Origin of the sequence: Micromonospora sp. NPDC048839 (assembly GCF_040649915.1) — a bacterium.
In the GTDB taxonomy this organism is placed as follows: domain Bacteria; phylum Actinomycetota; class Actinomycetes; order Mycobacteriales; family Micromonosporaceae; genus Micromonospora.
The window spans coordinates 551071-564019 of sequence record NZ_JBEZGL010000003.1 but is presented as its reverse complement, the minus strand read 5'-3'; the positions used below and the strand labels follow the sequence as shown (position 1 = coordinate 564019).

12 protein-coding genes, 1 tRNA gene and 1 other RNA gene are annotated in these 12949 nt (G+C 70.6%); 8 read left to right on the top strand and 6 right to left on the bottom strand.

Features of this window, described 5'->3' with window-relative positions; translation table 11 throughout:
- Positions 1-19: 19 nt before the first annotated feature.
- From AB0C25_RS08705 to AB0C25_RS08695, 3 genes are all read right to left on the bottom strand, one after another.
- Positions 20-574, bottom strand: a complete 555-nt coding sequence (locus AB0C25_RS08705; protein ID WP_357370973.1) for a hypothetical protein — start codon at positions 572-574, stop codon at positions 20-22.
- A gap of 226 nt (positions 575-800) precedes the next feature.
- On the bottom strand, positions 801-992 hold the full coding sequence (locus AB0C25_RS08700; RefSeq protein WP_357370971.1) for a DUF397 domain-containing protein: 192 nt from the start codon (positions 990-992) through the stop codon (positions 801-803).
- Positions 983-1750: a helix-turn-helix transcriptional regulator gene (locus AB0C25_RS08695; RefSeq protein WP_357370969.1), complete on the bottom strand. Its 768-nt coding sequence runs from the start codon at positions 1748-1750 to the stop codon at positions 983-985. The genes AB0C25_RS08700 and AB0C25_RS08695 overlap by 10 nt, the downstream gene beginning before the upstream one ends.
- Positions 1751-1950: 200 nt before the next feature.
- On the opposite strand from AB0C25_RS08695, the gene AB0C25_RS08690 reads away from it, so the two are divergent.
- Positions 1951-2190: a flavin reductase gene (locus AB0C25_RS08690; protein ID WP_357370967.1), complete on the top strand. Its 240-nt coding sequence runs from the start codon at positions 1951-1953 to the stop codon at positions 2188-2190.
- Positions 2191-2643: 453 nt separating this feature from the next.
- Here the strand turns inward: AB0C25_RS08690 and AB0C25_RS08685 are convergent, their stop codons facing one another.
- Complete coding sequence (locus tag AB0C25_RS08685) at positions 2644-3510, bottom strand: class I SAM-dependent methyltransferase (RefSeq protein WP_357370965.1); 867 nt, start codon at positions 3508-3510, stop codon at positions 2644-2646.
- A gap of 174 nt (positions 3511-3684) precedes the next feature.
- Between AB0C25_RS08685 and AB0C25_RS08680 the strand changes: the two genes are divergently transcribed.
- Positions 3685-4341, top strand: a complete 657-nt coding sequence (locus AB0C25_RS08680) for a pentapeptide repeat-containing protein (protein WP_357370962.1) — start codon at positions 3685-3687, stop codon at positions 4339-4341.
- A 65-nt stretch (positions 4342-4406) separates the two neighbouring features.
- On the opposite strand, the gene AB0C25_RS08675 is transcribed toward AB0C25_RS08680, so the two are convergent.
- Positions 4407-4491 (bottom strand) — tRNA-Ser (locus AB0C25_RS08675).
- 82 nt (positions 4492-4573) lie between these two features.
- Between AB0C25_RS08675 and ffs the strand changes: the two genes are divergently transcribed.
- An RNA gene (ffs, locus tag AB0C25_RS08670) (signal recognition particle sRNA small type) lies at positions 4574-4663 on the top strand.
- 203 nt (positions 4664-4866) lie between these two features.
- Positions 4867-8055, top strand: coding sequence for a DNA polymerase III subunit gamma and tau (locus AB0C25_RS08665; RefSeq protein WP_357370960.1), 3189 nt, complete (start codon positions 4867-4869; stop codon positions 8053-8055).
- A gap of 43 nt (positions 8056-8098) precedes the next feature.
- Here AB0C25_RS08665 and AB0C25_RS08660 read toward each other — a convergent pair whose 3' ends face one another.
- A complete protein-coding gene (locus AB0C25_RS08660; RefSeq protein WP_357370958.1) occupies positions 8099-8770 on the bottom strand; it encodes a DUF998 domain-containing protein in 672 nt (223 codons plus the stop codon).
- Positions 8771-8972: 202 nt separating this feature from the next.
- Here AB0C25_RS08660 and AB0C25_RS08655 point away from each other — a divergent pair, with 202 nt between their 5' ends.
- From AB0C25_RS08655 to AB0C25_RS08640, 4 genes are all read left to right on the top strand, one after another.
- Positions 8973-9281: a YbaB/EbfC family nucleoid-associated protein gene (locus AB0C25_RS08655; protein WP_357371082.1), complete on the top strand. Its 309-nt coding sequence runs from the start codon at positions 8973-8975 to the stop codon at positions 9279-9281.
- 8 nt (positions 9282-9289) lie between these two features.
- Positions 9290-9883, top strand: coding sequence for a recombination mediator RecR (recR, locus tag AB0C25_RS08650; protein WP_357255522.1), 594 nt, complete (start codon positions 9290-9292; stop codon positions 9881-9883).
- A 245-nt stretch (positions 9884-10128) separates the two neighbouring features.
- Complete coding sequence (locus AB0C25_RS08645) at positions 10129-11799, top strand: ABC transporter substrate-binding protein (RefSeq protein WP_357370956.1); 1671 nt, start codon at positions 10129-10131, stop codon at positions 11797-11799.
- A gap of 97 nt (positions 11800-11896) precedes the next feature.
- A complete protein-coding gene (locus AB0C25_RS08640) occupies positions 11897-12904 on the top strand; it encodes an ABC transporter permease (RefSeq protein ID WP_357255516.1) in 1008 nt (335 codons plus the stop codon).
- Positions 12905-12949: the final 45 nt, after the last annotated feature.

Here is a 12949-nt window from a genome sequence, read left to right as displayed (position 1 = left end):
GTTGCTGCCGATCGCGGGATTACTGATTTTCCCACTGCTCGACCAGCTCATCCCAGTAGTCGGCGCTGAGCCGACGCCGCCCATGCGCCAACCAGCCATCGGTGTTTCGTTCCAGGTGCAACCCCACCTCGGCAAACGGGTCGATCCACGCACCCGGCTCCACGCCGAGCCGCGTCAGCGCCGAGTTGATCGGCCACCGCTCGCGCGGGACGTCGAGGACATCGTCGAACTGTGGACCCCACGACAGGGTCCCGCCCAGCCACACCGCCGCCGACTGGTAGCCATCGCCGCCGAAGAACTCCGCCTCCAGGTACGCCACCGGCCCCGACGTGGACCAGGCCGACAGCAACTCGACGAGCGGCGGCGACAGCACCAGCCCGAACGGCTGGTCGACGCTGGGATCGTCGGCCGCGTAATCCGGCAGCGACCCGGTCAGCTCGATCATCAACTGCGGGGTGATCGGCAGCAGCGCGAAGTCCTGGCGCAACTCGCCGAGGACCGCGTGATCCAGCTCGGCGGTCTGCTCCCGGAGTAACTCGGCGTCCGCGACCACCGCGCTGAGCTGGTAACCCATCAACCTCTCCGTCGTCCACAGCCTGTGGATAGAACATGTGTACGACGAGATTGTGTGCCCGCCGACCCCTTCGAACGGTACCGGTGCGACAGGCGTCACCCACCGACCATTCCCCGCGTCGAGGCCGGCTCAGATCTCGGACAGTTTCCGTTCAGGCGGAACGGAAACCGTCCAAGATCTCGCTGGGCGCGGTCAGCCGGAGGGGCCACCGCGTCGTCGGACCCGTTCAGGCCCGCCGGGCGAGCTGACTGACGAACGCGCGCCAGGCCGTCGGCGTGAAGGCGAGCGTCGGGCCGCTCGGGTCCTTGGAATCCCGTACGCCGACCACGTCGGCCAGGTCGTCGGCGACCTCCACACAGTTGCCGCCGTTGCCGCTGCTGCGGCTGCTCTTACGCCACCTTGCGCCGTTCAGCTCCATGACTCCGCCACTTCCCTGATGAGATCGACCGACTGCCAGTGGGACAGCGCCTCCCCGCGCACGTTCTCCCATGCCGCCATCATGGCCGCGATGTCCTCCGGGTCGCTAGCGACTTGGCCCTGGAGTTGGTTGTCCAGATAGCCCGCGACCCGGTGGTCAGGACTGTGCGCGATCACGAACGGCCCGTTCAGGCCGGCGTAGGCGCCGACCGTGCCGGGCACCACGTGGACCCGGATGTGCGGCTCGGCGCAGGCCGTCGCCACGGCCAGCAGTTGCTCGCGCATCGTCGACCGGCCGCCCACCGGGCGGCGGAGGATCGCCTCGTCGATGACCGCCGTGAACTGCGGCGGGTCGTCACGCTTGAGCACGCCCTGGCGGCCGAGCCGCACCGTGAGGTGCCGCTCGATCTCACCCCGGGGGATCAGGCCCGCGCCGCCCAGCACGGCGCGGGCGTACGCCTCGGTTTGCAGCAACCCCGGCAGGACGGTCGACTCGTACGACCGCAGCGACACTGCCTCCCGCTCGATCTCCTGCCACGGACGAAACCAAATGGGATCACGACGTCTTGAAGTGTCCGGCCAGATGTCCGACACGTCCTTGTGAAGGGCCTCGGCAGCCGCCAGGCGGTGCCGAGCATGCGGGATGCGGCCCTCGGCCAACCACCGCCCCACGGTCTTCGGGTCGACGCCGACGGTCTCGGCGAGAGATTCGGTGGTGTGCCCGGTGTCGCTGAGCGCCACTCGCAACGCGTCGTTCACGGCCCCTCCATCGAGATGTTTCAAATATCTGAGAACCATATCGCTACGCGGTGTATCTGTCTGGTGACGCACCCGAGGGTGGCCTGTAGAAGACGGCGCGACCGGTGGAGGCGCAGCAGCCCGGCGGTGGGCGTCAGTCAGAGGGTCGCCCCGGCGGGGAGGGCGGGGCGACCCTCTTCCACCGCGAAGGAGGCCCGCCCATGCCCCGCCGCCACCGGGATCACGTACCGACTCGCCCCACCTGGCGCTGCGCGGCATGCGGCATCGCCTGGCCCTGCTCGGCGGCGAAGCTGCGGTTGCTCGGCGAGTATCGACACGACCGGCTGGCGCTGACCGTCTACCTGGCGACCCTTTACGCCGAGGCCGGCGAACACCTCACCGACGTCGACCCGGCCCGCCTGACCGAACGCTTCCTCTCCTGGGCGCGCGCCCGCGCCTGATCGGCTTGCCGTGCTCGCGCGGGGTCGGGCTGGCGTGCCGGTGCCTGGCCGGGCTGCCGTGCCCGCGCCTGATTGGGCTGGCGTGCCCGCGCCTGATTGGGCCGGCGTGCCCGCGCCTGATTGGGCCGGCGTGCCCGCGCCTGATTGGGCCGGCGTGCCGGTGCCTGGCCGGGCTGCCGCGCCGGATGGTGCTGCCGCGCCCGCGCGGGATCGGGCTGCCGCCCGTGCCTGATCGGGCTGCGGCGCTCGCACCGGATGGGGCTGCTTCGCCTGGGTCCGCGCCTACCCTGTAGAGCTGCCCCATTTGTGGGGCTGCCCCAATTTTGGGGCAGCTCTACAGGCTGCACATCCTGGGCATGCTCCCTGCGGCCTGTGCGGCCTGTGCGGCCTGTGCGGCCTGTGCGGCGACTGCGGCGACCCCGCTGACCACGGCGACCGCGGCCACCGCAGATGTCAGGGTCGCCAGATTGCCACCTCGATGTCCCCTTGCCGCTCGGCGAAGCGGCCGTCTCGTGCTGCCTTCGTCAAGAGCTGGCGCAGATCCGCCGAGAAGGCCGGGAGCCGGTCGCCGAAAAGGTGCGGTGCCGAACTGGACAGCGAGAACACCGCCGAGGTGACCTCGTCCACGGAGCGTTCCACGACGGTCCCCTGTTCGACAGTGATCCGGGTGGGGCCGCTGAAGCCCGCCGCGCGCATGATTTCGGCCTCTCCGGAGGGGGTGCCCGCCGGCAACAACCCCTGGCCGGCCCGACGGATCGGCCCCAGGTAGCTCGCTACCAGGTCGTTGATCTGCTGCCAGGGTGCTCGGGGGTACGGCAGGGGGTCGTCTCCGGTCGCGCCCTGATGCGTGTTGGCGCCCACGTGGACCCAGGCCCCGTCGGGCGTGAGCATGTCGCGGACGCGACGAGCCACGAGCGGACGGTCCATCCAGTGGAACGACTGGGCGAACGTGGCCACCCGGAAGGTGCCCAGGTCGGCCGGCAGGGCCTCGGCGCGTAGGTGCCGCCACTCGACGCTGATCACACCGACCCCGACCCCGCCCCCGACACCGACCCCGACCCCGACAGCTCTGCGCCGCCCCTCCGCGAGCATGTCCTGGTCGGCGTCGACGCCCACCGCCGCCTCGAACAGCGGCGCGAGCAGCAGCGTCAACGATCCGGGTCCGCAGCCCACGTCCAGGAGTCGACCGGTGCCGTCGAGGTCGAGCGCGGTACGGATGGCATCGGCGAGGGCAGCCGGGTAGGGCCGCCGTCCGACGCTGTAGTGGCGGGCGCTGCCCGCGTACAAGGTCTCGTCCCACTGCCATGCCGCCTCGGTCACGAGGTCGATGAGACCACGGGACGGCGTCTGGCGTGGACCGTGACGTACGCCGGCGCATGTTAATCTCCCTCAGCTCACATGATCACGTTGAGCGACCGAGGGGACACCTGGCTGCCGAGGTCCCGTGCGCGGTGGGCGGCCCGGACGAGTAGCGCGGCCGGTGGTGAGCGTTTGATGAGCAGATACAAACGGACCGGCGGTGACGTCGTTCGGTGGCCGGACAACTCCGACGCTCGGGCAGCGCTCGCGGAGTGGCTCGCCGGCTCGGCGGCGTACCTCTCGGGTGATTCTCTTGATTTTCGCGGCGCGGACCTCAGCCGTCTCGATCTCCTTGACGCCTATCTCGCCGATTCCCAGCTGGTCGGCGTCCGGTTCGAGGAGGCCAACCTCGGTGCCGCCAACCTGGCAAATGCCGAGGCGCGGGGCGCGGATTTCTCCTCCGCCGACCTGGCCAAGGCGGACCTGGTCGGCTGCGCGGGGGGTGCGGCGCGGTTCCGTTCGGCCCGGTTGTTCGCGGTGCAACTCGATGACGCTGTGCTGGACGGTGCCGATTTCGGTCACGCGATCCTCAATTCCGCCACGCTCTACAAGACGGATCTGCGCGGCGCCAACCTGGAGTACGCCAGCCTGCGCTGGTGCAAGCTGGGCGGCACGAGCATGCCGACGGTGCTGAGCGGCGCGCGGATGTTCGGCTGCCAGCTCGACGGCGCGAAGGGGGCCGTCGTCGGCCCGGTCTTCGTCGACGAGGGCGCGACCCGGTCCCTCGGCGGCGGCGACCTCGAAGCGTGGCTCTCGGCGCAGGGCGCGGAGAGTGTTCGGGTGGTGGGCTGACGCCGAGACGAGTCAGGGCCGGTCCCCGTGAGGGCCGGCCCTGTCGTTGGTGCAGCTCAGGCGAGCGGAGGATACGAGATTCGAACTCGTGAGGGTGTAAACCCAACACGCTTTCCAAGCGTGCGCCCTAGGCCTCTAGGCGAATCCTCCGCGAGCCAGGATACAGGCCCCCGCCGGCCGGGCCACCCCACCACCCCCTGAAGATCGACGGGCGGTCGGGTAGGCTTGGCGGCACCTCCCGTGCGGCGGTATCTCGTGAACCTCCCCAGGGCCGGAAGGCAGCAAGGATAAGCGAGCTCTGCCGGGTGCACGGGAGGCCTTTTTGTCTGTGGGCCGGTTGATCCACTCGACATCCCTGATGTCGGGGCATCCCGGGGCTGCGGACACCCCGATTTCCAGGAAGCCGAGTCGATCAAGCGCGGCGGCCAGGTCGATCAAGCCCGAGAGCCCAGGTGCCCCGGCGGGGTGGGTGGTCACCCGCGCCCGACCGGCGCAGAATGGCTCGGTCGAGAGGAGGCGGGACGAGTGACGCTGGCGCTCTACCGCAAGTACCGGCCGCGTACCTTCGCTGAGGTCATCGGCCAGGAGCACGTGACCGAGCCGCTGTCGCAGGCGTTGCGCAGCGGGCGGCTCAACCACGCCTACCTCTTCTCCGGCCCTCGTGGCTGCGGCAAGACCACCAGCGCCCGGATCATGGCCCGCTCGCTCAACTGTGAGCAGGGCCCCACCCCCGAGCCGTGCGGCAAGTGTGCGTCCTGCCGCTCGCTGGCCACCGACGGTGCCGGCTCGATCGACGTGATCGAGATCGACGCGGCCAGCCACGGTGGTGTCGACGACGCCCGTGAGCTGCGCGAGCGTGCCTTCTTCGCGCCGGCCAACAGCCGCTTCAAGATCTATATCATCGACGAGGCGCACATGGTCTCGACCCAGGGCTTCAACGCCCTGCTCAAGCTGGTCGAGGAGCCCCCGGAGTACGTCAAGTTCATCTTCGCCACCACCGAGCCGGAGAAGGTCCTCGGCACGATCCGGTCGCGGACCCACCACTACCCGTTCCGGCTGTTTCCGCCGAAGGTGGTCCGCCCGTACCTGGAGCAACTCACCCAGGCCGAGGGCGTCGCCGTCGAGCCGGCGGTCTTTCCGCTGGTGGTCCGCGCCGGTGGCGGCAGCATGCGGGACAGCCTCTCCGTGCTCGACCAGCTCATCGCCGGCGCCGGCCCGGAGGGGGTCAGCTACGCCCGGGCCGTCGCGCTGCTCGGGGTCACCGACTCCGCGCTGATCGACGAGATGTGCGACGCGCTGGCCGCCGGTGACGGCGCGGCCGCGTACGCCACCGTCGACCGGGTCGCCGAGGCCGGCCACGACCTGCGCCGGTTCGCCGCGGACCTGCTCGAACGGCTCCGCGACCTCATCGTGATCCAGCAGGTGCCGGACGCCGCCGCGAAGGGCCTGATCGACGGCCCCGCCGACCAGATCGAGCGGATGGCCGCCCAGGCCGCGCAACTCGGGCCGGGCACGCTCTCCCGCTGTGCCGACATCGTGCACGACGGTCTGATCGAGATGCGTGGCACCACCGCGCCCCGCCTGCTGCTGGAGCTGATCTGCGCCCGGATGCTGCTGCCCGGCGCGGACGACTCCACAGGTGGCCTGCTCCAACGCCTCGAACGCATGGAACGCCGGCTCACCCTGACCGGCACCGACGCGCCGCCGGCCGCCGCCGGCTCCGCTCCGGCCGCCCACCCGGGAGTACGCCCACAGCCGAGCCCTCCGGTCCCGGCTGCCGCACACCCCGCACCCGTCAACGCCCCGACCTCCGCGCCGCCGTGGGCGGTCGACCCGGCCGCGTACCCGGCACAGAGCGCCGCGGGCCCGGGTGCTCCCGCGTCGGCTGCTGCGGTCTCCGGCGCACCCGCCTCGCACGGCCCGGTCGGTGGCGCATCTGCTCCGACCTCCGGCGCGTCTGCCGCGCATACCCTGACCTCTGGCGCGTCTGCCGCGCATACCCTGACCTCCGGCGCGTCTGCCGCGCATGCCCCGACCTCCGGTGCACCTGCCTCGCACGCTCCGACCTCCGGCGCGTCTGCCGCGCACGTCTCGGCCGCCGACTCGCCGATCCCGGCGTCACCCGGTGCGTCAGCCGTCGCCGGGCCGGCACCCGTTTCGCCCGCCGGGCCGGCCCCGCGTCGTGTGGTGCCACCGTCGGCGGTGCTGCCCGACCCGGCCACGCCCCAGCCGCCCCGACCGGGAGCGCCGGCCGCGGCGCTGGACGCCGTCGCGGTCCGCCGCGTCTGGCCCGATGTGGTGGGCAAGGTCAACCGGACCAACAAGCGGATCGCCGCCCTGATGCGCGACGCCGTGGTGCGTGAACTCGACGGCGACATGCTGGTGCTGACGGTGAAGTCCACCGTGCTGGCCAAGATGATGGCCGACCATGCGGCGGTGCTCACCGACGCGCTCTACGAGGAGTTGGGCGGGCGCTGGCAGATCCGCTGCGAGGTCGCCGGTGAGCGCGGTGGTGTCTCGTTGTCCGGTCCGCAGCGCGCGCAATCCGCCGCGCCGGCCCGACCCGCCGCCCCCGTGGCGAATCCGACCGCCGCGCCGAACGCTCCGAGCGGGAACGCCGTTGCCGGCCCGCCGAGCGGACCGTCCGCCGCGCCGAACCCGTCAGTCGCTGCCGCCCTGCCGGGTGGGCCGTCCAGCGTGCCCTATCCGAGCAGCGCCGCCAGTCCGGCGACTGCACCGGCCGCCGCGCCAAACCCGAGCAGCGCCGCCAGCCCGGCGACTGCACCGGCCGCCGCGCCAAACCCGAGCAGCGCCGCCAGCCCGGCGCCTGCGCCGGCCAGCGCGCCGAACTCGACAAGCGTTGCCGGCTCGGATGCCCGTGGCGGCCTGCCGGGAGGCGCGGTTGCGCGTGCCGGTGGAGGCGGGGAGGGCTACGGCGCGCACGGCTCGGGTCGGCAGGGCGGAGCGCAGCCCGCCGGGCCGGCGGACGCACAAGGCTCGGCCCGGCCGGGCACAGCACAGCCGGGCGCGTCGGCAGACGACGAGGACGACTGGCCGGAGGCGGCCCGTCCTGGCGGTGGCGAACCGGCCGCCGAGGCGACCGATGACGAGGACTGGCCGGAGGCCGCTCGTCCGGGTGGCGCGTCGGCGGGGAACGCCCCAGGCCCGGATGCTGGACCGGGTGGCCCCGGCTCAGCACCAACCCCGACCGGCCCGAACAGCGGCGGCCCGAACAGCAGCGGCGGGAACGGCAGTGGACCAGGCGGCAGCGGACCGGGCGCCGGCCCGAACGGCGGCCGACCAGGCGGTGGCGCGAACGGCGGTGGCGCGAACGGCGCCGGCCCGAACGGCGCCGGCCCGAACGGCGCCGGCCCGAACGGCGGTGGCGCACCGGTGAGCAGCGCCATCGCCGCGGCTCGTGCGGCGGCTGCGGGGCGCGGCGTGCGTACCGGATCGGCGGCCCGGCCCGTCGCGGACGCCGAGTGGGCCGGCGAACCGCCCTACGACCCTGACTTCGACGGCCCGGTGCGGGGTGGTCGACCAGGTGGCGCAGCGCCAGCGGCACCTGTCTACGAGGGGTTCGATCCGGGCGACGAGCCGTTGGACGAGGTCATCGACGAGAAGACCGCCCGGGAGTCCAGCGAGGAGCAGGCGGTACGGCTGCTGCGCGAGACGTTCGGCGCCGAGAAGATCGACGAGGTCGACGCCCGCTGACAACCGCGCCGGCTCGGCGATTCGCGCGGTTGCGGCTGCCGTCTCAGGTCGAGGCGGAATGTGCGAGATCGCGCACGGGACGCGTCTCGGCCAGCAGGACGCCCAGGCAGCAGGCCCAGAGGGGGAAGGGCAGCACGGCTACCCGTTCCATGCCGCCCACCCCGATCCCCATGCCCTGCTGGGCGAAGAACAGCACCGTCCCGACCAGCGCGATGATCCCGGCGGCGAGGGTGATCCGTCGCCACCGGCCGAGCGTCGTGGTGGCCGGTGCGAAGCCGGCGAGGAGCAGACCGACGTTGCCCACTCCCATGATCAGGAACGCGCCGAGGACGTGCAGGTTCTCGTCGACGTCGGCCGGGTAGAGAGCCGCCAGGGCGTACCCGACGGTGGCCAGCAGCAGGAGCGCCTGCGCGCAGCGCACGACGACGCCGCGACCGAGGAGCCGCCAGGTCAGCAGGAGCCCGGCCACGAGCAGCACGGCGGTGGCCAGCATCGCGGCGTTCATCAGCGGATGCCAGGGCGAGCACACGTAGCGGGGTCTGGTGGTGTCCCAGACGCCGCAGTGGGCGTTGCCGAGGTCGCTGATGTTGTGGGTGGCCCAGCTGTAGGCCGGCTGCCGCCAGCGCAGTCCGGTGATCAGGCTGGCGACGAGGAAGGCCGGTGCGGCTGCCACCCAGCACAGCGCGCCGGCCCGGCCGGTGCGGTTGAGATTCATGCCGTTGAGCACACCAGCGTGACGGGTCCCGGCGCACTACTGGTAGATGGCCGTTTCGGGGTAGTGACAGCCGTACCCGGAGGGCTCGCTGTGGGGCACGCACCGGACGGGGGCGTGGTCGGTCCCAGCGGATAGGCTGGGCGGCGGCCGAGCAGACGAGTGCGAGAAGGAGCCATCCGTGCGCCCAGGTGGACAGCCGAACATGCAGCAGATGCTGAAGCAGGCGCAGCAGATGCAGCAGCAGATCGCCGCCGCCCAGGCCGAGCTGGCCGAGGCCGAGCTGACCGGCACCGCCGGCGGTGGGCTGGTCACCGCGACCGTCTCCGGCGCCGGTGAGCTCAAGGCCATCAAGATCGACCCGAAGGCCGTCGACCCGGACGACGTGGAGACGCTTGAGGATCTGGTCGTCGCGGCCGTGCACAACGCCGCCGAGGCGGCACGGGAGCTGACCGAACGCAAGATGGGTCCGGTCGCCGGCGGCATGGGCGGCCTCGGCCTGCCCGGTTTCTGAGCCGGCAGATGTACGAAGGTGCCATCCAGGACCTGATCGACGAGTTGGGCCGGTTGCCGGGCGTGGGTCCGAAGAGCGCTCAGCGGATCGCGTTCCACGTCCTGTCGGCGGATCCGGCCGACGTCAACCGGTTGGCCGGCGCGCTGCGCAAGGTCAAGGAGCTGGTGCGGTTCTGCACGACCTGCTACAACGTGGCCGAGTCCGAACAGTGCCGGATCTGCCGAGACCCGCGACGCACCGACGAGGTGCTGTGCGTGGTGGAGGAGCCCAAGGACGTGGTCGCGATCGAGCGGACCGGTGAGTTCCGCGGTCGCTACCACGTGCTGGGCGGCGCGATCAATCCGCTGGAGGGGATCGGTCCGGACAGCCTGCGCATCCGGGAGCTGATGATCCGGCTCGGTGGTGGCGGCATCCGGGAGTTGATCCTGGCCACCGACCCGAACACCGAGGGCGAGGCGACCGCCACCTATCTGGCGCTGATGGTGAAGCCGATGGGGATCTCGGTGACCCGGCTGGCCAGTGGGTTGCCGGTCGGCGGCGACCTGGAGTACGCCGACGAGATCACCCTGGGCCGGGCCTTCGAGGGGCGCCGGGCCGTCTGAGTCGTACCGCGCGGGGGTGGTGCCGTCGACGACGGCGCCGCCCCCGTTCCGGTGTCCGGCCGAGCACGGATCGATGTGTCGCACCATGTCTGCGTCGTGCCGTTGACTGTCAGACCTTCTCGCAAGGTGTCGGCTTGGTAGCGATTGCCTAACGCCCGTTCCGCTTCACGTGTGACATGTCATAGCCTCCCGCACACGGACCGAGCCACAGCTCGGCGTGGTCATGCGCATGACAGAGGTGAGAGATGCAGGCGAGAAGGCTTAAAACGGCCGTGGCCATCGCGGCCGTTGCCGCTCTGGCGGTCGGCGCGGCCGGCTGCGCGGAGAGCGAGCGCGGCGACAGTGGCGAGGCCAAGACTGGCGGCACCTTCATCTTCGCGGGTGCCGGTGACCCGAAGAACTTCGACCCGATCTTCAACGATGACGGTGAGTCGTTCCGGCCGGTCCGGCAGATGTTCGACACCCTGGTGAGCCACAAGCCGGGCACCGCGGAGCTTCAGGGCGGCCTGGCGGAGAGTTGGGAGCACGACCCGGAGGGCAAGGTCTGGACGTTCAAGCTCCGCCAGGGCGTGAAGTTCCACGACGGTACGCCGTTCAACGCCGCCGCGGTCTGCTTCAACTTCGACCGCTGGTACAACATGAAGGGCGCTGCCGCCCAGTCCCAGATGATCTACTACACGGACGTCTTCGGGGGCTTCGCCAAGAACGAGAGCGAGTCCGCCGGCAAGCCGCTCTACAACAAGTGTGAGGCGCAGGGCGACGGCACCGCGGTCGTCACGCTGAACCAGTACAAGGGCGCCTTCCCGGGGGCCTTCGCGCTGACCTCGCTCTCGATCGCGAGCCCGGAGGCGCTGAAGAAGTACGACGCCAACACGGTGAAGCAGAACGGCGACTCGTTCGAGTACAGCGCCTTCGCGACCACCAACCCGGTCGGCACCGGCCCGTTCACCTTCGGTGGCTGGGACAAGGCCAAGAACGAGATCACCCTGAACCGCAACCCGGACTACTTTGGCGACAAGGCCAAGGTGGACAAGATGATCATCAAGATCATCAAGGACGAGAGCACCCGCAAGCAGGAGCTTCGTGCCGGCACCGTCCAGGGCATCGACTTCCCGGCCCCGGCCGACCGCAAGGCGCTCGAGGGTGAGGGCTTCCAGGTCGTCAACCGCCCGGCGTTCAACATCCTCTACCTCGGCCTCAACCAGAAGAACCCGAAGCTGAAGGACCTGCGGGTGCGCCAGGCGATCGCCTACGCCCTCAACCGCCAGCAGTTGGTGCAGACCAAGGGTCCGGGTGGCGCGAAGGTCGCCGACGAGTTCCTGCCGGACACCGTGCTCGGCTACGCCCCGGACGTGCAGAAGTACGAGTACAACCCGGAGAAGGCCAAGCAGCTCCTCAAGGACGCTGGCGCCGAGGGTCTGACGCTCAACTTCTACTACCCGCCGGACGTCACCCGGCCGTACATGCCGAACCCGCAGGAGATCTTCACCGTCCTCGCCAACGACCTGCAGGCCGTCGGCATCAAGGTCAACGGTGTTCCTCGCCCGTGGAACGGTGGCTTCAAGGACGACGTGCAGCAGTTCGGCAAGCACGACCTGCACATCCTCGGCTGGACGGGTGACTACAACGACCCGGGCAACTTCGTCGGCACGTTCTTCGGACGGGGCAAGATCGAGTTCGGCGACCAGTCGATGACCGAGATGTTCGACGCCATCACCAAGGCTGACGGCATCGTCGACGAGGCGGGCAAGAAGGCGGCCTGGGAGCAGGTCAACCGCGACATCGCCGCCAAGTGGCTGCCGGCCGTTCCGGTCTGGCACGCTCCGCCGGCCATCGTCGTCACCAAGGATGTCAAGGGCCTGGTGGCCAGCCCGTTGACCGACGAGCGATTCAACACGGTCAGCATCAGCAAGTGACGTCCCTCGGCTGAGGCCGTAGGCGTGATCGGCCCGGGTCCGGGGTTCCTCCCGGCCCGGGCCGATCCGCGATCTTTGAGAGTCTGGTGTGTGAGAGATGTTGCGAGTCATAGTTCGCCGCCTGTTGCAGCTGGTGGTGACCCTCATAGCGCTGTCGGCGCTGATCTTCATCTGGCTGCGGAACCTGCCCGGTGGCCCAATCGAGGCACTGCTCGGCGAGCGGGCGACGCCCGAACGTCGCGAGCTGCTGACCAAGGCGCTCGGCTACGACCAGCCGATCCTGGTGCAGTACGGCAAGTTCATGCAGCGGGTGTTGACGGGCGATTTCGGCAACTCGATCCGGACCGGTGACCCGGTCACCGAGGTGATCAGCCGCGCCTTCCCGGCCACCATCGAGCTGGCCGTCGCCGCGATGATCATCGCCGTCGGCCTCGGTGTGCCGCTCGGCTACCTCGCCGCCCGCTGGCGCGGACGGTGGCCGGACAACCTCACCATCGCCGGCACGCTGCTCGGCATCTCCATCCCGATCTTCTTCCTGGGCTACCTGCTCAAGGACGTCTTCACCCAGAACATCCACTGGTTCCCGCCGTCCGGGCGGCTCACCACCGGACTGGAAAACACGAACGTCACCGGGTTCTTCGTGCTCGACGGCCTGTTGACCCGCGAGTTCGACGCCAGCGCGGACGCGCTGTGGCACCTGATCCTGCCGGCGATCACCCTCGCCACCATTCCACTGGCGGTGATCGTGCGGATCACCCGCGCCAGCGTGCTCGACGTCCTGGACGAGGACTACGTACGGACCGCCGAGGCGAAGGGCCTGCGTCACCGGACGATCCGCGGCCGGCACATCCTGCGCAACGCCCTCCTGCCCGTGGTCACGACCATCGGCCTGCAGACCGGTGCGCTGCTCTCCGGCGCGGTGCTCACCGAGAAGGTCTACAACTGGGGCGGCATCGGCACCCTGATCACCGACTCGATCAGCGGCGGCCGCGACTACCCGGTGCTCCAGGCGATCATCCTGCTGGCCGCGCTGGTCTTCGTGGTGGTCAACCTGCTGGTCGACCTCTCCTACGCCTTCATCGACCCGAGGGTGCGTGTGCGATGAGTGACCCGATCACCCAGGCCGGCACTCCGGCTCCCCGTCCCGGGG